We start from the raw sequence: 20,568 nt of genomic DNA, 5'->3' as shown, positions 1-20,568 counted from the left end.
TCGTTACCAGAATGGAGGGCTTGTTAGCTAAGAGGTTGGCGCGAGTCCGGAAGTTCTATCGATTATTTCCCAGGCGATGCAAAACCAATGTGGGAGCGGGCTTGCTCGCGAATGCAGTGTGTCAGGCAATACAAAATCGCCTGACACGACGCCTTCGCGAGCAAGCCCGCTCCCACAGGGAGGGATTGCGTTTATTTGCCCGGAGTCAGGGTTAAACGCGTCTTGCCATACACCCGGTCAAAGTTCTGCGGCTGCATCGGCAAGCCGATGTACTGACCCTTGAGCCACGCATCGATGCCGTTGAGGTAGTTCGGGCTCGCGGGGTTGCCGGACTGGCCGGTGCCGTTCTGGCCCATCAGCGGCTCGCTCTGGCTGAAGTCGACGATGAAACGCATCGACGGTGCCCGCGTGGTGTTGAAGTCCTTGCCCCAGGCAAACGCCGCGGTATTGAGCGTGGTGTGATCGCCGCCGGCTGCCAGCGGCCCGCGAACGGTCTGGCCGTTGGCGTTTTTCCACGTGTAGCCATGCAGTTTGCCCCACTGCCAGGCCTTGTGATCGCCACCCAACTGGCTGTCGCCAGCGTTGATCGCGGCAGCCAGACTGCGCGCCAGAATCTGTGCCTTGTCTTCTTTTTGCGGTGTGCGGATGTCATCCCAGAACGGGCTGTCTTCACGCCCCAGCAGGTGATCGGCCTGCGCCGAATAGGACAAGTCGCCATTGGCGATAAAGGCTTTCCACGCCGGGCTGGACTCGGGGCCAAGTTCGTCGAGGAAGATCTGCTTCATGCTTTCTTGCAGAAACAACTCGTAGATCGCAGCATCCGCCGACGTCGGGCTGAGCTTGCCGTCGAACGCCATCAATCGGGTCAAGGCCTCGCGAGCCTTGCTGCGATCGGCTTCCGGCAGGGCGTCAATCGCCTGTTTCAGCGGCTGTTTCATACCCGGCGCTTCGAACATTTTTTTCAGCTTGGCGGCAAACGTCGTGGTCTGGTCGTACTGCATGGCGATCACGCTACGACCGTCCTGTTTGCCATTGCCGGCCAGTTCCGCCAGACGTTCGCCGCGCTCCGGCGCCGCCCAGGAGTTTGACAGTTGCATGCCGTAGCCATGGGGAATGACCCGCTGGTTGGCGGTGCCGAGCCAGCCCTGGGTCGGGTCCTGATCGTACGGGTGCAGCATCGGGTCGGCGTAACCGTCCCAGTCGTAGCGACCTTCCCAGCCCGGCGATGGCAGCAGGCCTTCGCCTTCACGACGGTTGGGGAATCGCCCGGTAACTTGCCAGCCGATGTTGCTGGCGTCGGCGAATACCATGTTCAGGGCGATGGCGCGGATCTCGCGACTGGCGTCCGAGGCGCGTTCAACGTTCTGTGCGCGGGTCAGGTCAAAAAACGCGTCCAGCGATTTGTCGTCGGTGAAGCTCGGTGTTTGCAGGGCCAGGCCAAAACCGTTGCCTTGTGCTGCCTGGGCACTGTTGAGCAGCGCGCCGTGGCGGGTTTCGTACACCGCTTCGCGAATCGGCCGCTGGCCTTTGACGAAATAGGTTTCGTTGCGCACGCCCAGCGGTTGCCACTTGCCGTTGACCTCATAGGTCAGGCTGTTGCCCTGACGGCGGATCTTTTCCAGGAACAGGTCCTGGTTGTCGCCGAGCACGCTGGTGGCGCTCCACGCGACTTTGCCGTTGAAACCGCCGAGGATCATCGGCAGACCGGCGACGGTGACACCGGCAGCCTGATATTTCGGCGCGCGGATCTGCACGAAGCTCCACAGCGACGGTGCCGCCAGTGGGCCATGGCTGTCGCTGGCCAGAATGCTCTTGCCGCTGCGGCTGCGTTGCGGGGCGATCGCCCAGTTGTTCGACGTGCTGGCGCCCAGCAGATTCATCGCTGCCAACTGCTGGCTGGCATTGCTCAGCTCGGTGAGACCGGGGATCTGCCCGTTGAGCTTGAGGCCTTGCAGCTTGTCGGCCTCGGCCAGTGGCAGATTTTCATCGGGTGCGGACGGGGTCAGCCAGGCGAGTTTGTCGCTGGTCACGGTTTGCGCCAGCACCAGCGATGAGATCTCTTCCGGCAGGTTGGCCGACTGGCTGAAGTTCAGCAGCGCGAAGATCAGCGCCGAATCTTCCGGTTTCCAGTATTCCGGCTTGTAGCCACTGGAGGCGAGGTCGCCCGGCAACTTGTCGGCGTAGCGGAACAGGTAGGCGTTGACGCCTCGTGCATAGACTTCAAAGAAGCGCTGGAGCCGTGGCGACGAAGCCTTGTAAAGCTCGGCGGCGCTTTTCTTCAGGTTGACCGCACGCATGTAGCGGTCGGCATCGAGCATCGACGGCCCGGACATTTCCGCCAGACGTCCCTGAGCCAGCAGGCGCAGGGTGACCATCTGGTTGATGCGGTCGCTGGCATGAACATAGCCGAGACTGAACAGTGCGTCGTGGAAACTGTTGCTCTCGATCAACGGCATGCCTTGGGCATTGCGTCGCACCGAAACATTCTGCGCCAGGCCCTTGAGCGGTTGCACGCCGGAGGTGGGCGGGAGGGTGTCCTGAGCGTTCCAGGTCTGGCAACCGGACAGGCTCAAGACACCGGTCACTGCTGCGGCAACGCCGAACCGGGGAAGAAAATGTGTAAGGGCTGGCGAGGCCATGGCAAAGCTCCTGCGGGGGGTAGAGGCTGGGGGCGCAATAAAGCCGCTACGTTAGTGAGCAGGAGGTGGCCGCGCAAGCGGGGGCAGGGGTTATTTGTGTATTTCTGTCGAATGGAAAAGATCCCAGCCTGCGGCAACGCCTGCATTGGATTGAGTACACCGTGCAGGAGCTGCCGAAGGCTGCGATCTTTTGCGCTTCAATCAGGCTTTCGGCGGGTTGATCTGCTGCACCAAGGCATACGCCTGCACCGTCGCCGGACGCTCCTTGATCCGGTTGAACCAGCGCAACACGTGCGGGAAGTCTTCAAGGTTCTGACTCTGCCACTTGTGCGAGACGATCCACGGGTAGATCGCCATGTCGGCGATGCTGTATTCGCTGCCAGCGACGAATTCGTGATCGGCCAGTTGCTTGTTCAACACGCCGTAGAGGCGCGCGGTTTCGTCGATGTAGCGTTTGATCGCGTAGGGGATTTTTTCCGCGGCGAACTGGCTGAAGTGATGATTCTGCCCGGCCATCGGCCCCAGGCCGCCCATCTGCCAAAACAACCATTGCAACGCGGTTTGCCGGCCGCGCAGGTCTTTGGGCAGGAATTTGCCGGTCTTCTCCGCCAGATACAGCAGGATCGCTCCGGACTCGAACAGCGACAGCGGCTCACCGCCATCGGCCGGTTCGTGGTCGACGATCGCCGGAATCCGATTGTTCGGCGCGATCTTCAGAAAGTGTGGCTGAAACTGCTCGCCCTGGCTGATGTTGATCGGATGCACCTTGTAAGGCAGGCCAGCCTCCTCGAGGAACAGCGAAATTTTGTGGCCGTTGGGGGTGGTCCAGTAATACAGATCGATCATTGCAAACTCCAGATCAACAATTGGCTTGGTTGCGTAGAGCAAACGCCGGCAGCAGGTGGTCCCGTGTGTTCGATAGCTTGCTTAATAATTGCAGGTGATGCTGAACTGCGGAAAATTCAATGACCCCCGTGAGAAAAATCGCCATGGAGCTGAAGGCCAACGCGGCACTGATCATCATCGACCAGCAACAAGGCATTCTGGAACCGCGCCTGGGGCGGCGGAATAATCCGCAGGCCGAAGAACGCATGCTCGACTTGCTGGGGGCATGGCGCAGCCGCGGGCGACCGGTGATTCATGTGCAGCATCTGTCGCATTCGCCGGATTCGGTGTTCTGGCCCGAACAACCGGGGGTGGAGTTTCAGCCACGGTTTGCGCCGCAGCAAGGCGAGTGGCTGATCCAGAAACGTGTGCCGGATGCGTTTTGTGCCACAGGGCTGGAGGCGCAGTTGCGTGAGGCGGGGATCGCTCAGTTGATCATCGTTGGCGTGGCCACCAACAATTCGGTGGAATCCACGGCGCGCACGGCGGGCAATCTGGGATTTGAGGCGTGGGTCGCGGAGGATGCGTGTTTCACCTTCGACAAGGCCGATTACTTCGGCACACCGCGCTCAGCCGAAGAGGTGCACGGGATGTCGCTGGGGAATTTGCAGGGGGAGTATGCGACGGTGGTCAGTGCGAAGCAGATTCTGGCGGCTGTCTGAACAGTTTGGGGTGAATGTGCCGGCCCTTTCGCGAGCAAGCCCGCTCCCACATTCGACCGCGTTCAGTCAGCAGGAATGCGGTCGAATGTGGGAGCGGGCTTGCTCGCGAAGGCGGCTTGTCAGGCGAAGAAGGACTTCACCTGAAACATCAAGCGCCGTGGCACTTCTTGAATTTCTTGCCGTTGCCGCACGGGCAAGGGTCGTTGCGGCCGACGTCTTTCAGGGCGTTGCGCACCGGTTCCTGGTGAGCGTGGCCGCAGTTCGGGCCGTGGACATGGCCATGGTCGTGATCGTGATGATGGTCATGATCGTGGTTGCAGTCAGGGCCATGGACGTGAGGTTGCTGAGTCATCGGTTGTGCTCCGGAATTAAATCGGCGGGGATTATCACGCCATTGCGCTCCAGGTGCACGTAGTGGGCGATGAATAAACCGGTTTCCATCTCGCCCTGCAGTTGATAAGGCACCTGCTGGTGCGGACTCTTGAGCATTTTCACCACGTCCTTCACTCGTGGCCACAGGTTGGTGCGGATCGGTATCCGGTAGAACGCGCTGCTTTTGGGGGGCACGGTGATCCAGTGTTCATGCTCGCCTTCGGCCAGCAACAGGTCTGCCAGATGAATGCGATATTCCATACCGCGCACGGTCAGGTCGCTGTCGTTGGGGTTGTCGATCCGAAAGTGCAGGATGAATTTCTGTTCGAGCAACTTGGCCCGCACCACCTCGACTTTCACCAGGTGCACGGCGGGGTCGACGCTGTCGTCGCTGAACCACGAGGCGCAACCGCCGAGGTTCAGCAACAGCATCAACGTGAAGAACTGGAATGTGCGCCAACGACCGAGCATGGTTGAACTCCCTTTGCAGCCAGTCTAGACGCTAAAAAAATTGCAGGCCTATGCGCCGAAATACCCTGCACAGCACTTCTTGAACTTCTGCCCGCTGGCACACGGGCAACTGTCATTGCGCCCCAGCTTCAACTGCACGGTCGGGTCGATGAAGTACCAGCGCCCGCTGTTTTGCACGAAAGATGAGCGCTCGCGGTGGCTGTGTTCGCCCTGGCTGTCGTGCCAGCGCGCGGTGAAGGTGACGAAGGCGTGCTCGGGCTGGCCGCCGAACACTTCCGAGCTTTCGACCTCAAGACCGAGCCAGGTGCTTTGCGCGCTCCAGGCACTGATCGACTGGCGATCCAGACCCGCCTGCTGGGCGGGCAGGGTGGTGGCCACCAGATAATCGATCAGCCCCAGCACATAGGCGCTGTAGCGCGAACGCATCAGGGCTTCGGCGCACGGCGCGGGATGGCCTTCGTGATAGTGACCGCAGCAGGCCTCCAGCAGGTTGCCGCTGCCGCACGGGCAAATGGCTGTACTCATTGCATTACCACCAGTATTTCCCGAAGTTTTCCGGATTGGCCCAGAACCGCGAGTTGAGCCAGTCGGGGACTTGTTTGTAGTCAAGCAGATCGTAGGTGAACAGGGTCAGTACCTGCTCGTCACGCTGAAAACGTTCGCTGGCTTGCAGCGCCAGTGAATAGAAATCGGTCTCCTGCCAGCCGCTGGCCGGCAGGTCTGCCAGCACGGCGATGCGGCTGGCATTGAGGTTGCGGATCCCGCCCAGCAGATTCAGGCCGTCACGCTTGGGCAGATGCTCCAGGCAATCGACCACCAGCGCCAGATCGAAGCGCCGTGCCGCGAGTTCGGCGGGCAACGCACCGGGTGCGGCGTGGGCCACGCAGGTGTCCGGATGTGCCTGCTTGAACGCGGCGAGCGCCGGAAATTCGCTGGCACCGATCAGCAGCAGACGCGCCGGTGCATAGCGATCCAGTAAAGCGGCCAGCGCCTGTTGCGGCGTGCGCGAAGAAATGGCGACGTTCATCGAAGCTCCTCAATCAGATCGCCAAGACTAGCGCGCCAGACGGATCCGGCCTAGACCCCGTTTTGTCGCGTATGGCAAAAGTGCCAAATCCCTGTGAACACGGTCCCAAATGACGCTGGCCTATTGCTGGCGGAGATTAAAACTCCGGTCTTTACTCCGTGAATCGGTTCTAAGCCGATCCCTCAGGAGAAAACCAGATGAGCATAGTTCGGACAGCGTTACCTTTGATTCTGCTAACCAGTGTGTTGACTGGTTGCGCAGGTTTGCAGAAAACCGACTGGCCGACCTGTGCGGCGGTCGGCGGTGTGGTCGGTGCGGGCCTCGGCGCGACGGAAAGTTCGGCGTGGGCCGGCTACGGCGCACTGTTGGTCGGCGGTACGGCAGCCGCCTATTGCTGGGTACACGGTGATGGCGACGAAGACGGTGATGGTGTGCCGGACAGTCGCGACAAGTGCCCGCACACCCCTCGAGGCGTGCAGGTCGATGCTGACGGCTGCCCTCCACCGGCCCCTGCGCCAGTGGTAGAAGAGGCGGTCATTGTCAGGGAAGAAACCATCGTTATTCGTGATGTGCACTTCCAGTTCGACAAAGCCACCCTGACCGGTGCCGACAAACAGGTTCTGGACAAAGTCGCCACGCGCCTGAAACAAGAGTCGTCCACGGCGCAACTGACCGTGACCGGCCACACCGACAGCGTCGGCAGCGATGCCTACAACAAGAAACTGTCGGATCGTCGCGCGCACTCGGTGGTGGAATACCTGATTTCGCAAGGTGTGCCGCGTGCCAGCTTCGTCTCGGTATCGGGCATGGGTGAAAGCCAGCCAGTGGCGGATAACAAAACCGCTGACGGCCGTGCACAAAACCGTCGTACCGAAATCAAAATCGTCCGCTAGCCCCTCTCGCATCCGCGGCTTGTGCAGTCGCGGATGCGGGTCTTTACTCCTGTGTAACCGGTATGGGCCGGTGACACAGGAGCTTTCACAATGACTGTTTTCTCAAGGTCCGTCTTGCCGGTGCTGCTGCTGGGCAGCTTGCTCACCGGTTGCGCCACTCATAGCGATGGCGATGCCCCGCTCAATCAACGTACATGGCCGATCTGCAGCCTCATTGGCGGCTTGGTCGGCGGTGGGCTCGGCGCGATTGAAAGTGGCGGCTGGGCCGGTGGCGGCGCAGCGCTGGGGATTCTGACTGGCGGACTGATCTGTTACGCCCAGGATGGCGATGAAGACGGCGATGGCGTGTTCGACCGTCGTGATCGTTGCCCGGACACACCGCCCAATACGCCGGTCGATCACCGTGGTTGCCCGTTGCCGCAATATCCTGTGACCGAAAAACCTGCGGAGCCTGTAGCGCCGCAAACCGAAGTCATCACCCTCAGCGATGCCGGCAATGTGTTGTTCGATTTCGACAAATCGGATCTGACCCCGGCAGCCAAAGCCCAGCTCGATACGCTGATGGACAAATTGCGCAACGCCGACGTGGTGAGCATCAAGGTTATCGGGCATACCGACAGCAAAGGTTCGGACGCCTATAACCAGGCGCTTTCCGAACGCCGCGCGAGCAGTGTTGCCGCCTACTTGCTGAGCCAGGGTCTGGCGCCGAACAAACTGACCAGTGAGGGACGCGGCGAGAGTGAGCCGGTGGCTGACAATGCGACCGAAGAAGGACGGGCGAAAAACCGTCGGGTCGAGTTGCATATCAATCGCTGAGACTTGTCTGTAGTCCGCAGGCTAGAGCTGCCGGGCGACGATCATCGTCGAACCGGCAGCGATCCGACGACTGACAAAAGTTTTTTCTTTTGCCCCTCTGGCTTATCCCCCGTGTAAGCCGTTACTGTGCGCCCAAAGAATAATTCCGACACGGGGGAGCGTATGAAGGTTTTCTGGGGGCTGGGGCGTTTGCTGACCCTGCTGTTCTGGTGCGTGGTAGTGCTCAATCTGCTGATGCCGTTTGTGCATCCGCTGCATCTGCTGGTCAATCTGGCCGGCGGCTTGTTGCTGGCGCTGCATGTGCTGGAGTTGCTGTTCTCTCGCCTCGAGGGGCGTGCCAACCCGTGGCGTGACCGTCTGCTGATCCTGCTGTTTGGCGTTTTCCACCTGCAAACCATCCCGGCCCCGGCCGCTCCGGAGGCTTCTTCCCATGCGTAAACTTTGCCTGCTCGCTGCATTCATCAGTCCCTTGGCCTGCGCCCAGGTGGTCAGTGTCGAAACCAATTCCCTGATGCGCCTGCCCAACACCGCCAGCACCTTGCAGCTGGAAAAACTCGACGTCGCCGATTACGGCACTTTGCTGATTCCTGCCAATGTGACCGAACTGACCGTCGGCGAACTGCGCCTGGGCCATGAAGCACGCATCGCGATCGTCCCGAGTGAACAGGCGCTGGACATGAAAGTCATTCGCGCCGAACTGAGCGAAGGCAGCCTGATCACCGCACGCGGGGCACCGGGGACCTATGAAAAAGCCGCCCGTGCCGGGCGTAATCTGAATCTGCAGTTCAAGGCGTTGACCGCACCCAAGCTGTTTGTCGATGCCCGCGGCGGTACCGGTGCACCAGGTTTCGTCGGCCTGGATGGCGGCAACGGTGAAGATCCGGGCTGCACCTGGGGCGAAGCCGGACACGGTTTTGATGGCAGCAATGGCAGCGACGGCCAACCCGGTGCTCCGGGTGCGCTGGTGCGCCTGGAAGTGCCCCGCGAGTTTCCGGCCGAGCTGATCAAAGTCGACGTCGCGGGCGGCGCCGGTGGTCCGGCGGGTGTCGGCGGCAAGGCCGGCCAGGGCGGCAAGTCCAAGGGTTGCCTGGTGTATCGCGCTGATGGCGGCAAGAACGGCAAGGCCGGGGCTGATGGTCAGCCAGGGCCGGTGGGGGCGGCGGGTGCGGTGACCGTGCAACGCCTCTAAAACAGCGTATTTCTTAATTGTGGTGAGGGGATTTATCCCCGATGGGCTGCGAAGCAGCCCACTCCAGATACCGCGTTTCATCAGATTGAACGCGCCAGCTGATTTGGGGCTGCTGCGCAGCCCGGCGGGAGCAAGCTCCCTCGCCACAAAAAAGTGCAGGTTGTCAGCGGGTCAGAACATCGGCCGCGCCGCGGCAATTGCCACCAGCACCAACCCGACTATCAGATTGATCCCCACCACCCGGCGAATCCGCCCCAGCACCGCCGCACCCGCGGGCCAGTCTTTCGCCTCCACCGCTTTGCGCAACTCCGGCAGCATCAGGCCCTGAATCCGGATAAACAGCGCCGTCATTACCACATACAGCCCGATCATCACTTGCACATATTTAGGCGCGGTCTCGAAGCCGATGTGCTGCAAATGCAACATGCCGACGCCGCTGATCGGCAACAAGGTCACCGCGACCCAGACCCAGCGGAAAAAGCCTTGAAACACTTCCACCCACAAGGTCAGGCGGGCGGGGCCGTCGAGCGCCTTCACCGCCGCCGGGCGCAGGACCATCCAGGCGAAAAACATGCCGCCGACCCAGACCAGGGCGGACAGGACATGCAGCGGATAAACGAGGCTAAAAGGTGTCATTGGGGTACTCCGGTCTGCGCGGGATTGATTAGCGAGGTATGATAGCCGCCAACTCGAACCACTGAAAATTTATCCAGCGTTTTTGCGCCCGACATCTAATGATCAGCACTGAACTCAAAACCACGATCCAGGGCGCCTATTCGCGTTTTCTTGAAGCCAAAAGCCTCAAACCGCGTTATGGCCAGCGCCTGATGATCGCTGAAATCGCCAAAGTCCTCGGGGATATCGATACCGACGACGAAGGCCGGCGCAGTGGCGACCCGGCGATTGTCGCGGTGGAAGCCGGCACCGGTACCGGCAAGACCGTGGCCTACAGCCTGGCGGCAATCCCCACCGCGAAGCTGGCCGGCAAGCGCCTGGTGATCGCTACCGCGACCGTGGCCCTGCAAGAGCAGATCGTCTACAAGGATTTGCCCGACCTGATGCGCAACAGCGGGCTGAACTTCAGTTTCGCGCTGGCCAAGGGCCGTGGCCGCTACATGTGCCTGTCCAAGCTCGACATGCTGCTACAGGAAGGCCACGCGCAAACCGCCACCGCCCAGCTGTTCGAAGAAGAAGGCTTCAAGATCGAGGTCGACGAGGCCAGTCAGAAGCTGTTCACCAGCATGATCGAGAAGCTTGCCGGCAATAAGTGGGACGGCGACCGCGACAGCTGGCCCAACGCGCTGGAAGACGCCGACTGGGCGCGCCTGACCACCGATCACAGTCAGTGCACCAACCGTCATTGCCCGAACTTCGGCCAGTGCGCGTTCTACAAGGCGCGCGAAGGCATGGGCAAAGTCGACGTGATCGTCACCAACCACGATATGGTGCTGGCCGACCTGGCCCTCGGCGGCGGTGCGGTGCTGCCCGATCCGCGCGACACCATTTATGTGTTCGACGAAGGCCACCACCTGCCGGACAAGGCCATCGGCCACTTCGCCCACTACACGCGCCTGCGTTCCACCGCCGACTGGCTGGAAACCACCGCGAAGAACCTCACCAAACTGCTGGCCCAGCATCCGTTGCCGGGGGATCTCGGCAAGCTGATCGAGCAGGTGCCGGAGCTGGCGCGGGAGATCAAGACCCAGCAGCAGTTCATGTTCACCGCGTGCGAGCAGATCGCCGATTTCAAGCCCGGCGAAGACGTCGAAGGTCGCGAGCGGCCACGCCATCGTTTCGTCGGCGGGGTGATTCCCGAGCACATGCGCGAGATGGGCATCGAGCTGAAGAAGGGCTACTCGCGGCTCAACGATCTGTTCACCCGTCTGACCGACCTGCTCAAGGAAGGCATGGACGGCGAGGTAAACATCGGCATTGCCAGCAATCAGGCCGAAGAGTGGTATCCGCTGTTCGGCAGCCTGTTGTCCCGGGCTTCGGGCAACTGGGAACTGTGGACTGCATTTACCGCCGAAGACCCGGAAGACAGCCCGCCGATGGCGCGCTGGCTGACACTGGCCGAAAGCGGTTCGCTGTTCGATATCGAGGTCAACGCCAGCCCGATTCTCGCTGCAGAAACCTTGCGTCGCAGCCTGTGGAACGTGGCTTACGGCTGCCTGGTGACCTCGGCAACCTTGACGGCACTGGGCACCTTCGACCGTTTCCGCATGCGCGCCGGTCTGCCGAAAAAAGCGGTCACTGCCGTGGTGCCGAGCCCGTTCCATCATGCCGACGCCGGCGTACTGCGGGTGCCGGATCTGAAGGCAGACCCACGCGACGCCGCGGCTCACACCGCCGCGATCATCCGCGAATTGCCGGATCTGGTCGAAGGCTCGCGCGGCACGCTGGTGCTGTTCTCCTCGCGCAAACAGATGCAGGACGTGTTCGATGGCCTCGACCGCGACTGGCGCAAGCAAGTGTTCATTCAAGGCAACCTGTCGAAACAGGAAACCCTGAACAAGCACAAGGCGCGGGTCGATGGCGGTGATTCCAGCGTGCTGTTCGGCCTTGCCAGTTTCGCCGAAGGGGTGGACTTGCCGGGTGCGTACTGCGAGCACGTGGTGATCGCCAAGATCCCGTTCTCGGTGCCGGACGATCCGGTCGAGGCGGCGCTGTCGGAGTGGATCGAGGCCCGTGGCGGCAATCCGTTCATGGAAATCTCGGTGCCCGATGCGTCCTTGAAACTGGTCCAGGCCTGCGGGCGTCTGCTGCGTACCGAAGAAGACCGCGGCACCATCACTTTGCTCGATCGGCGACTGGTCACCCAGCGCTACGGCAAGGCGATTCTCAATGCGTTGCCGCCATTCCGTCGTGAAATATCCTGAGACAACGGTGGGCAGTTTTGCCCGCCGCGTTGTCTATCTCTCCGCCATTGCTTTTCCATTGGCCTTTTGGTCGTTAGGGAGAACTCCGTTCTTATGATTCGCCGCTCGTTGCCTGCCGTGTTTGCCTTGATCTTCGCCGCCCCGTTGTTGGCGGCGCCTGCCGGTCAGCAGACCCTGTTCAACTTCGTCCGTCCTGCCGATGTGGTGAAAGTCGTCACCGAAAACACTGACCTGCCACAAGCCAACGCCGAGCAAACCCCGGAAGGTGAAGTGCTGCGCCGGGTGACGTTCAACCCGGTAGCCCGTCCGACCCTGCGCCTGACCCCGCAGACCGGCGCCTGGGACTGGTCGCAGTCGGGCATGATGAGCCTGCGTCTGCAGAGCGCAATGAACTGGGCCGTGACGGTTTACGTGCAAATCCAGAGCAACAACGGCCAGACGCTGACCAGCCGCGTCGATTTGCCTGCCGGACCCGCGCAAACCCTGCTGGTGCCGTTGGTGGCGACTTCGCCGCTGAGCCAGGGCATGAAGGCCGGGCCGCCGATGCCGATGACCGTCGATGGTCAGCGGATTCTGCTGGCCAGCAGCAGCGGTGCACTGGACCGCAGTCAGGTGGTGTCGGTGAGCCTGTGGATGGATCAGCCGAAAGCCGCTCAGAGCCTGCTGCTCGAGCGTTTCGGCGTGCAGGACGGCGATGCCGTGACCCAGGCCGTCTATGGCAATCTGGTGGACGCTTACGGGCAGTCGACCCGCAGCAAATGGCCGGAAAAAATCAGCAACGATGAACAACTGAAAGCCGCCGCCGCCAAGGAACAGCAACAGCTGAAAACCTGGCTGGCCGAGCGCGAAAAGTCTTCGCTGGACAAATTCGGTGGCTGGAACAAAGGCCCGGCGTTCAAAGCCAGCGGCTTTTTCCGCACCGAAAAGCGTGACGGGCGCTGGTATCTGGTGACGCCGGAAGGGCATCCGTTCTATTCGCTGGGGATCAACACCGTCAGCCCGCAGGTCAACCAGACCTACGTCGCCGGGCGTGAGTGGATGTTCGAATCGCTGCCAAAACCAGACGATCCACTTGCCAGCCATTTCGGCGATGGCGACAACCGTGGCGGCAACGGCGCCGACCAGGGCCGTGGCTACAACGCCGGGCGCTGGTACGATTTCTACGGCGCCAACCTGCAACGCCTGTACGGCGAACCTTGCGCAGCGCAGGCACCCGCCGAACCGGCAGCCGAGCCGACGAGCGCCGCGCCATGCAAAGCCACGGTCGATGAGCAGAAGTGGGCCGCGCACACCCTTGATCGTCTGCAAGCCTGGGGTTTCAACACGGTTGGCAACTGGAGTGCCGATTCGCTGGGCGACGCTGAGCGGGTGCCGTACACCTTGCCGCTGTCGATCGTCGGCGACTACACCAGCATCAGCACCGGCACAGACTGGTGGGGCGGCATGCCTGACCCGTTCGACCCGCGTTTCGCCATGGCTACCGAGCGTGCCGTGGCCATCGCTGCCCGTGATCACCGCGATGATCCATGGTTGATCGGGTACTACGCCGACAACGAACTGGCCTGGGCCGGTCCCGGCGACGATCCGCAGTCGCGCTACGCCCTGGCCTATGGCACGTTGAAAATGACCACCGACGTGCCAGCCAAACGCGCGTTCCTCAAGCAACTGCGCGACAAGTACCGCAACCAGGAAGGTCTGTCGAAAGCGTGGGGCATTGATCTGCCGGCGTGGGAGTTGATGGAAGACCCGGGTTTCGTGCCGCCGATGCCGAATCCGGAGCACCCGGAAATCGAAAACGACTTCAAATACTTCCAGAAGGTGTTCGCCGATACCTACTTCAAGACCATCTCTGACTCGTTGAAATGGCACGCGCCGAATCAGCTGCTGCTCGGCGGCCGTTTTGCCACCAGCACCCCGGAAGCGGTAGCGTCCTGCGCGCAGTATTGCGACGTGTTGAGCTTCAATATGTACACGCTGAAGCCACAGGACGGGTATGACTTCGCCGCCCTGCGCGCCCTCGACAAACCGGTGCTGATCACCGAATTCAATTTCGGTTCGGCTGACCGTGGGCCGTTCTGGGGCGGCGTTACGCAACTGGCACGGGAAGAAGATCGCGGCCCGGCCTATGCCAACTTCCTCAAACAGGCGTTGAACGAGCCATCGATCGTCGGCGTGCACTGGTTCCAGTACCTGGATCAACCGGCGACCGGACGCCTGCTCGACGGCGAGAACGGGCACTTCGGTCTGGTGGGGATTACCGATCTGCCGTATCAGGGCTTTGTCGAGGCGGTGCGCAAGAGCAACCTGCAGGCGCTTGATCAGTTGGGCAAAGAAGCCGAAAAAGCCGCTGCGCCGGCGCATGAAGCTGAAGGCGGCAGACGGGGCGAGGCCGGCAAAGGGCCTGCCGCCGGGCATGCGGGCGGGCATTCAGGGAATGGGCACTAAGCCTCGGAACGAGCTATCTTTCTTCGCGAGCGGGCTCGCTCCCACACTGGATTTGTGGTGTTCATGAATCTGCTGTGCGAGCGGGCCTTTTGGCGATGGCATCAGTCGTATGCCACAACATCAACCGTCTAGCCTGCGGCTGTTCCCAAATCCCTCAAGGACTGGAACAATGCCGACCAATTTGTAGCGTGTTTTTGCGGGGGAGTTGCGGGTGCAGATTCAGGGACATTACGAGCTTCAATTCGAAGCGGTGCGCGAGGCATTCGCGGCACTGTTCGACGATCCCCAGGAACGCGGCGCAGCGTTGTGCATCAAGGTCGGCGGAGAAACTGTCCTCGACCTCTGGTCCGGTACCGCCGACAAGGACGGCACCGAGGCCTGGCACAGCGACACCATCGCCAACCTGTTCTCTTGCACCAAGACTTTCACCGCCGTTGCGGCGCTGCAACTGGTGGCCGAAGGCAAATTGCAGTTGGATGTTCCGGTGGCCCGCTACTGGCCGGAGTTCGCGGCGGCCGGCAAGGAATCGGTCACCCTGCGCCAGTTGCTCAGCCATCGGGCCGGTCTGCCGGCCCTGCGTGAACTGCTCGCCCCCGAAGCCCTTTATGACTGGCAAACCATGGTCGATGCCCTGGCGGCCGAAGCGCCGTGGTGGACGCCGGGTGAGGGGCACGGTTATGCCGCGATCACTTACGGCTGGCTGATCGGCGAGTTGTTGCGCCGCGCAGACGGTCGCGGGCCGGGGGAATCGATCGTGGCCCGCGTGGCCAAGCCATTGGGCCTGGATTTTCATGTCGGTCTGGCTGACGAAGAGTTTTACCGCGTGGCGCACATCGCCCGGGGCAAGGGCAACGTCGGCGATGCCGCGGCCCAGCGCCTGTTGCAAGTGACCATGCGTGAACCCACGGCCATGACCACTCGTGCATTCACCAATCCGCCCTCGGTGCTCACCAGTACCAACAAGCCGGAATGGCGACGCATGCAACAACCGGCGGCCAATGGCCACGGCAATGCGCGCAGCCTGGCGGGTTTTTACGCCGGATTGCTCGACGGCAGCCTGCTTGACGGCGAAATGCTCAACGAGCTGACCCGCGAGCATAGCCTCGGCGAAGACAAGACCCTGCTGACCCGAACCCGTTTCGGTCTGGGCTGCATGCTTGATCAACCCGACGTGGCGAACGCGACTTATGGTCTGGGCCCACGGGCGTTTGGCCATCCGGGCGCCGGGGGTTCCATCGGATTTGCAGACCCGGAGCACGATGTTGCTTTTGGTTTTGTGACAAATACCCTGGGTCCGTACGTCTTGATGGACCCTCGGGCGCAGAAACTGGCGCGGGTACTTGCCACTTGTCTGTAATGCTTTACTTCAGGCTCCAGGAATGGAGCCTGTTTTGGTTTTTCGATGCAAAACGTCTATTTATCCGGGCAAAAGAGCTCTGATTCAATTACTTCATATTGGGGATTTTCAATGTCATATAAAAACACTCTTGCCCTGGCCGCCCTGTGTGTTGCGATTACCGGATGTGCGCAGACCCCTAAAAATGATGCGGACGGCAGCAGTTGGTGGTCGTTCGGCTCTTCCGATAAAGCAGCGGCCAAAGATCCAGTATCGGCGCCAGCTCCAGCGACAGCGTCTGCATCTGCATCTGCATCTGCATCTGCATCTGCATCTGCATCTGCATCTGCATCTGCAAAGGCACCGGCTCCAGCGGCAGCCCCAGCCCCAGCCTCAGCCCAGTTGAAGCCTGCCGCCACCGCACCCGTGGCCAAGGCTGAAAGCAGCAGCCCTTGGTACTGGCCGTTCGGCGGTTCGGACAACTCGGCCGCCAAGTCTGATGTGAAACCCGACGTCAAAGCTGAAGTGAAACCTGAGGCGAAACCCGACGCCAAGCCGGCTGTAGTCGCCAATGCCAACGCCAATGCCAACGCTGACACAGGCACCAAGTGGTGGTGGCCATTCGGCAAGCAGCAGAGCACTGCCAAAGATCAGGTGGCCGCCAAAGTCGTACCGATGCCGGATCCGAAAGTCACTCAAGCCTGGCTTGACGATTATGAGCCGCGTCTGCGTGCCGCCATCAAAGGCAGCAACCTGCAGTTCGAACGTCGTGAGAACGTTCTGGTGCTGATCGCACCGGTTGAAGGCTCGTTCAACCCAAAACGTCCGGCCATGCTGCTCCCGGTTACCCTGAGCCCGTTCACCAACGTCGCCAAAATCCTCGAAGCCGATCCGAAAACGGCGATCCTGGTACTCGGTCACAGCGACAGCTCGGGCGTCGCGGCGGATAACACCAAGCTCAGCCTGGAACGCGCCCAATCGGTGGCCGCGATCTTCCGTCTCAGCGGCCTGCAACGTGACCGCCTGATGCTGCGTGGCATGGGGGCCGACGCTCCGCGCGCGGCTAACGACAGTGTTGAAGGCCGTGCCTTGAACCGTCGTATCGAGCTGCTGGTTACACCGCAGAACACCATGGTTGCGCTGTTGAGCAAGTACAATATGCCAGCTCCGGCACCGGTGACTATGGTTGCCGCGCAGGACGTCAAGCCAGTCGACAAACCGGTAACGCCAGCGCCTGCCGCGAAGAAAGCCGCGGTATCGGCGACCAAAAAGGCTCCAGCGAAAAAAGCTGCAGCCAAAGCACCTGCGAAGAAGGCTCCAGCCAAGACTCCGGTGAAGAAAACCGAGCCGGCCAAAGCCGCAGCGACCGACAAGAAGGTCGCTGCCACCGATGCTGCCAAGCAGTGATCCGCTAACGAAAAGGAATGCGCCATGACTCAGGCTCTGGCTGATATGCGTCGTGATTACACCCGGGATGGCCTGACCGAGGCGCAAGCCCCGGGCGAGCCGTTCGCGCTGTTTCACCAGTGGTTTGCCGACGCGGTGAAAACCGAACAGGCGCCGGTGGAGGCCAACGCGATGACCCTGGCCACGGTCGATGCGGACGGGCGTCCGCATTGTCGCATTCTGCTGCTCAAGGGCCTGGACGCGCAGGGCTTCACCTTTTTCACCAACTACGACAGTGCCAAGGGGCAGCATCTGGCGGCGAATCCTTTCGCGGCCATGACGTTTTTCTGGCCAACCCTGGAGCGCCAGGTGCGTATTGAGGGGCGGGTGGTGAAGGTCACGCCTGAAGAGTCCGACGCGTATTATCAGGTGCGCCCGCTGGGCAGCCGGCTCGGCGCCTGGGCTTCGCCGCAGAGCCGGGTGATCAACGGCCGTGGCGAGCTAGAGGATTTGCTCAAGGCCACCGAGCAACGCTTCAGCGATACCCAGCCTGACTGCCCGGAGCACTGGGGCGGCTATCGCCTGCTGCCTGAGCGCATCGAGTTCTGGCAGGGCCGTCCAAGTCGTCTGCATGATCGCCTGAACTATCGTCAGCAGGGCGCCAACTGGAATCTTGAACGTCTGGCGCCTTAAGCAGTCTACCGAGCGGGATAGCCTGCCGCAGCGGCCTCAAGCCACTTCGGCAGATCCTGCCGTTTGATTTTCTGCGAGCGGGCATGGGCCAGCTGTTCGAGCATGAAGGCGCGTTTGCCGTCATCATTGCCCGCCAGGGATAGTGCAAGATCACGATCCATCCAGCGTTTGATCCGCACGTACAGCCACCCGTGGAAGTACAAACCGGCAACGGTGGTGACGAAAATGATCACGTAATCCATGAAAAATCCTTGGGTCGGCAGGGCGGGTTGGGCGATTTGGCGCTACTGTTGGGTGGGCGGCAGGTGCCTGTACCGGGCCTGAATAAAATCAAGTTTATCCCGGCCGCGTCGTGACAGGCGTCAAGCTGCGGGGTTTAATGAATACATGTTCTTTTGGAGTTGATGCTATGCGTAAGTCTGTTCTGCTGGTTGCTTCCTTTTCCACGATGGCGATGTTGCTGACCGGCTGCCAGTCGAGCCTGACCGGTGACTCCTACTCCCGTGACGAAGCGCGTCGCGTGCAGACGATTCGCATGGGCACCATCGAATCCCTGCGTCCGGTGAAAATCGAAGGCACCAAGACCCCGATCGGCGGTGTCGCCGGTGCAGTGGTCGGTGGTGTCGGCGGCAGCGCCATCGGCGGCGGTCGCGGCAGCGCCGTGGCTGCGGTCATCGGCGCGGTAGCCGGTGGTCTGCTGGGCTCGGCCGCTGAAGAAGGCATGACCCGCACCCAAGGCGTTGAAATCACCGTGCGCGAAGACGACGGCAGCATGCGTGCCTACGTGCAACAGGTTCAGGAAAACGAAGTGTTCCGTGTCGGTGAGCGCGTGCGCATCTCCACCGTCGGTGGCACCAGCCGCGTTTCGCACTAAGCGAGAACGAGCGGTAAAAGAAAACCCCGATCAGGTGACTGGTCGGGGTTTTTTTGTCAAGACTAATCAGTATTACTCACTTCCATAACAGCTCAATTGAAAGTCATATTCCGGGTCGTAAAATGACCGGCCGATTAAAACTTCGAGTTGTGTTATTTGCTCGGGATCGAGATCGTAGCCGTAGATTTCGTCTTCTGGCACGGTCCACTTCATGATTGTTCTGAGCTGGTCGATCTTCCCGTCTGGAACAGGTATTTCGAAAACAAGGAGTGACGTTTTTTTATCATAGGCATCGACAGTATGATTAAGTTTTGGGTAGCGACATGTCATTCGGTGCATACCAGTTGAACTATACGATTTACACCTGATAGCTTTTTCCCGGTCCAGTCTTCCAAAATACTAATCTGTTCCTCGGACAGGTCGTACCCATCGAATTCATCTTCCGGTTGCTTCCAGTTCATGATTACCTTCAGCGCGTCTTCATGATGTTCGGCGATATCAACGCTTAGAAGTAAAACCTCGGTTTTCTGATCAAATACCTCAACTATATGTTTCACTTTTCTACTCTCCTTTTGGGGTCAGCAGGCTTTGTCTGTTCCCCGGTTCTTGGGTCATATTCTCCAAGGTGTTTTCCTTGTTTGGTGTACAACTCAACCTTGCCGTGCTGGGAATCCCATTCATAAATTTTCCCTGATAGATCCTTCCATCGCCTGCGTTTTTTTCCTCCCCCACGAACAGAGGTTTTCATTGGTGCGGATTTGGCCTCAGGAAAGGCTGTAAGGGAATTTGGAGCCGGATGATATTTGATATCCCCAGCAATATTCAGAACGATGTATATCGGCGCTACCCCCGAATCCGCCGGAAACACCAGAATGAAATCCCGATACTCCGGCGGATAAACCGGATTCACCAGAATCCCGTCCGCCGCTTTCGTCGGTGGATAAACCCAGATGTGCGGGGCCTGCGGTGCAGCCTCCAGCGCCGGAATGCCGAGAACGTCCGAGCCATCCACCGCCGGCGTCCAGAGCAGTTCGACCCCTTCACCCAGGTCGGCGACGAACCGGCTGCCGCGCGCGGTGAACTGCACGACATCGACCATTTCCCAGTCGCGATTCCTGCCGGTGTAGAAGCCGTAGCCCCGAAGACTGCCGTCGGCCTGTTGTTCGACGCGCAGGCGCACGCGGGTGCGGGCCTGTTTGAGGCTGCGCAGTTGCTCATCGCTGTACAGCGCGCTGTCGCCGAGGCTGGAAGGCATAAGCAGCGCCACCAGTCCTGCCAGGGTTGCGGCAGCGGTTCCGGCGGCGATAGCGGGTAGCGCCTCGAAGGCGGCGCCGGCCAGGGCGAAACTGCCCAGCCCGGCGGGAATCGCGGTGGCGCCGATTTTCTTCAGGGCAACCCCGCCGGTTTCATCGCTTTCGCGAGCGCCCAGCAGGATCAACTCGCCGTAATCTTTCAGGCTGTCAGTCGGCACCATCCCCGAAGGATTCGAGTAATCGATGATCGCGTCCGGCAATTTGCAGGACTTGGCGAACACGCACCCGGCGCGTACGGGATCAGGCTTTTTCGCCGCAACCTCTTGACTGCGCTCGAAGGCCTCCTGCCGCGCCAGCATGGCGTCGTAAGCGTTTTGTCGGGCGTCGCGCTCGGCCAGTTCGGTGGCCGTCATGTAGCGGTAGGTGACGTGATGACCGTCGCCCGCCGGTGGGTTGGGAACCCGGGGAATGTCCTTGTTGCGAGCCACTGAGCGTCCTTTCGTTCATCCATCGACAACCCTTCGAAAGGGCTGCGCGACGTTAACGAAAGCAGGCAGAGGGTGGCTGTAGGACGCATCTCTAATGGGCTGGGGATTGTTCGCTATTTGTCAGACAAGCCAGGCCTGTGGTGAGGGGATTTATCTCCGGGATTGTTCGCTGGTTTTCAGACGAGCCTGGACTTGTGGGGGGGGGGGGGGGGGGGGGGGGGGGGGGGGGGGGGGGGGGGGGGGGGGGGGGGGGGGGGGGG

At 60.9% G+C, this 20,568-nt stretch carries 21 protein-coding genes; 11 read left to right on the top strand and 10 right to left on the bottom strand.

Annotation, left to right across the window (positions count from 1 at the left end; all coding sequences use genetic code 11):
* Positions 1-191: 191 nt before the first annotated feature.
* Both NTD85_RS21700 and NTD85_RS21695 read right to left on the bottom strand, forming a co-directional pair.
* On the bottom strand, positions 192-2,639 hold the full coding sequence (locus tag NTD85_RS21700) for a penicillin acylase family protein (RefSeq protein ID WP_262143175.1): 2,448 nt from the start codon (positions 2,637-2,639) through the stop codon (positions 192-194).
* Positions 2,640-2,840: 201 nt separating this feature from the next.
* Positions 2,841-3,485 carry a glutathione binding-like protein gene (locus tag NTD85_RS21695; RefSeq protein WP_003222330.1) on the bottom strand — a complete coding sequence of 215 codons (645 nt, stop codon included), beginning with the start codon at positions 3,483-3,485 and terminating at the stop codon, positions 2,841-2,843.
* Between the two features lie 143 nt (positions 3,486-3,628).
* Here NTD85_RS21695 and NTD85_RS21690 point away from each other — a divergent pair, with 143 nt between their 5' ends.
* Positions 3,629-4,186, top strand: a complete 558-nt coding sequence (locus tag NTD85_RS21690) for a cysteine hydrolase family protein (RefSeq protein WP_262143180.1) — start codon at positions 3,629-3,631, stop codon at positions 4,184-4,186.
* 148 nt (positions 4,187-4,334) lie between these two features.
* Here NTD85_RS21690 and NTD85_RS21685 read toward each other — a convergent pair whose 3' ends face one another.
* The 4 genes from NTD85_RS21685 to NTD85_RS21670 are packed head-to-tail and all read right to left on the bottom strand — an operon-like array spanning position 4,335 to position 6,056.
* The gene (locus NTD85_RS21685) at positions 4,335-4,538 is read right to left on the bottom strand and encodes an SEC-C metal-binding domain-containing protein (protein WP_003198420.1); all 204 of its coding nucleotides are present in this window, start codon (positions 4,536-4,538) and stop codon (positions 4,335-4,337) included.
* Positions 4,535-5,029, bottom strand: a complete 495-nt coding sequence (locus NTD85_RS21680) for an LEA type 2 family protein (protein ID WP_003222333.1) — start codon at positions 5,027-5,029, stop codon at positions 4,535-4,537. Before NTD85_RS21680 ends, NTD85_RS21685 begins: the two co-directional genes overlap by 4 nt.
* A gap of 48 nt (positions 5,030-5,077) precedes the next feature.
* Positions 5,078-5,554 carry a YchJ family protein gene (locus NTD85_RS21675; RefSeq protein ID WP_003222334.1) on the bottom strand — a complete coding sequence of 159 codons (477 nt, stop codon included), beginning with the start codon at positions 5,552-5,554 and terminating at the stop codon, positions 5,078-5,080.
* A gap of 4 nt (positions 5,555-5,558) precedes the next feature.
* Positions 5,559-6,056: a DUF6231 family protein gene (locus NTD85_RS21670; RefSeq protein ID WP_095138440.1), complete on the bottom strand. Its 498-nt coding sequence runs from the start codon at positions 6,054-6,056 to the stop codon at positions 5,559-5,561.
* Positions 6,057-6,253: 197 nt separating this feature from the next.
* Here NTD85_RS21670 and NTD85_RS21665 point away from each other — a divergent pair, with 197 nt between their 5' ends.
* From NTD85_RS21665 to NTD85_RS21650, 4 genes are all read left to right on the top strand, one after another.
* Entirely contained in the window at positions 6,254-6,949 is a 696-nt protein-coding gene (locus NTD85_RS21665; RefSeq protein WP_103485721.1) for an OmpA family protein, read from the top strand.
* A 90-nt stretch (positions 6,950-7,039) separates the two neighbouring features.
* Positions 7,040-7,765 carry an OmpA family protein gene (locus NTD85_RS21660; RefSeq protein ID WP_201135629.1) on the top strand — a complete coding sequence of 242 codons (726 nt, stop codon included), beginning with the start codon at positions 7,040-7,042 and terminating at the stop codon, positions 7,763-7,765.
* Between the two features lie 162 nt (positions 7,766-7,927).
* Positions 7,928-8,203: a DUF1145 domain-containing protein gene (locus tag NTD85_RS21655; protein WP_003222338.1), complete on the top strand. Its 276-nt coding sequence runs from the start codon at positions 7,928-7,930 to the stop codon at positions 8,201-8,203.
* Positions 8,196-8,954 carry a collagen-like protein gene (locus NTD85_RS21650; protein ID WP_262143174.1) on the top strand — a complete coding sequence of 253 codons (759 nt, stop codon included), beginning with the start codon at positions 8,196-8,198 and terminating at the stop codon, positions 8,952-8,954. The genes NTD85_RS21655 and NTD85_RS21650 overlap by 8 nt, the downstream gene beginning before the upstream one ends.
* A 171-nt stretch (positions 8,955-9,125) precedes the next feature.
* Here the strand turns inward: NTD85_RS21650 and NTD85_RS21645 are convergent, their stop codons facing one another.
* A complete protein-coding gene (locus tag NTD85_RS21645) occupies positions 9,126-9,590 on the bottom strand; it encodes a CopD family protein (RefSeq protein ID WP_262143173.1) in 465 nt (154 codons plus the stop codon).
* A gap of 98 nt (positions 9,591-9,688) precedes the next feature.
* Here NTD85_RS21645 and dinG point away from each other — a divergent pair, with 98 nt between their 5' ends.
* From dinG to pdxH, 5 genes are all read left to right on the top strand, one after another.
* Entirely contained in the window at positions 9,689-11,833 is a 2,145-nt protein-coding gene (gene dinG / locus NTD85_RS21640; protein ID WP_003222341.1) for an ATP-dependent DNA helicase DinG, read from the top strand.
* 93 nt (positions 11,834-11,926) lie between these two features.
* Complete coding sequence (locus NTD85_RS21635; RefSeq protein WP_262143172.1) at positions 11,927-14,278, top strand: beta-galactosidase; 2,352 nt, start codon at positions 11,927-11,929, stop codon at positions 14,276-14,278.
* A gap of 211 nt (positions 14,279-14,489) precedes the next feature.
* Positions 14,490-15,635 (top strand): EstA family serine hydrolase, encoded by a 1,146-nt coding sequence (locus NTD85_RS21630; RefSeq protein ID WP_003222343.1) that lies wholly within the window; start codon positions 14,490-14,492, stop codon positions 15,633-15,635.
* A gap of 111 nt (positions 15,636-15,746) precedes the next feature.
* Entirely contained in the window at positions 15,747-17,021 is a 1,275-nt protein-coding gene (locus NTD85_RS21625) for an OmpA family protein (RefSeq protein ID WP_262143179.1), read from the top strand.
* A 24-nt stretch (positions 17,022-17,045) separates the two neighbouring features.
* Positions 17,046-17,693: a pyridoxamine 5'-phosphate oxidase gene (pdxH, locus tag NTD85_RS21620; protein WP_262143171.1), complete on the top strand. Its 648-nt coding sequence runs from the start codon at positions 17,046-17,048 to the stop codon at positions 17,691-17,693.
* Between the two features lie 5 nt (positions 17,694-17,698).
* On the opposite strand, the gene NTD85_RS21615 is transcribed toward pdxH, so the two are convergent.
* The gene (locus NTD85_RS21615; protein ID WP_103485726.1) at positions 17,699-17,935 is read right to left on the bottom strand and encodes a hypothetical protein; all 237 of its coding nucleotides are present in this window, start codon (positions 17,933-17,935) and stop codon (positions 17,699-17,701) included.
* Between the two features lie 167 nt (positions 17,936-18,102).
* Here NTD85_RS21615 and NTD85_RS21610 point away from each other — a divergent pair, with 167 nt between their 5' ends.
* Positions 18,103-18,567 carry a glycine zipper 2TM domain-containing protein gene (locus tag NTD85_RS21610; RefSeq protein WP_003222347.1) on the top strand — a complete coding sequence of 155 codons (465 nt, stop codon included), beginning with the start codon at positions 18,103-18,105 and terminating at the stop codon, positions 18,565-18,567.
* A gap of 326 nt (positions 18,568-18,893) precedes the next feature.
* On the opposite strand, the gene NTD85_RS21605 is transcribed toward NTD85_RS21610, so the two are convergent.
* Together NTD85_RS21605 and NTD85_RS21600 are read right to left on the bottom strand one after the other, a co-directional pair.
* Positions 18,894-19,124, bottom strand: a complete 231-nt coding sequence (locus tag NTD85_RS21605) for a hypothetical protein (protein WP_262143170.1) — start codon at positions 19,122-19,124, stop codon at positions 18,894-18,896.
* On the bottom strand, positions 19,121-20,308 hold the full coding sequence (locus NTD85_RS21600; protein ID WP_262143169.1) for a colicin E3/pyocin S6 family cytotoxin: 1,188 nt from the start codon (positions 20,306-20,308) through the stop codon (positions 19,121-19,123). Before NTD85_RS21600 ends, NTD85_RS21605 begins: the two co-directional genes overlap by 4 nt.
* Positions 20,309-20,568 lie beyond the last annotated feature (260 nt).

The sequence above is a fragment of the Pseudomonas sp. 13B_3.2_Bac1 genome (assembly GCF_025466205.1).
GTDB lineage: Bacteria > Pseudomonadota > Gammaproteobacteria > Pseudomonadales > Pseudomonadaceae > Aquipseudomonas > Aquipseudomonas fluorescens_H.
Note: the sequence above shows the minus strand (reverse complement) of the source record. Positions and strands in the feature narration are given on the sequence as shown.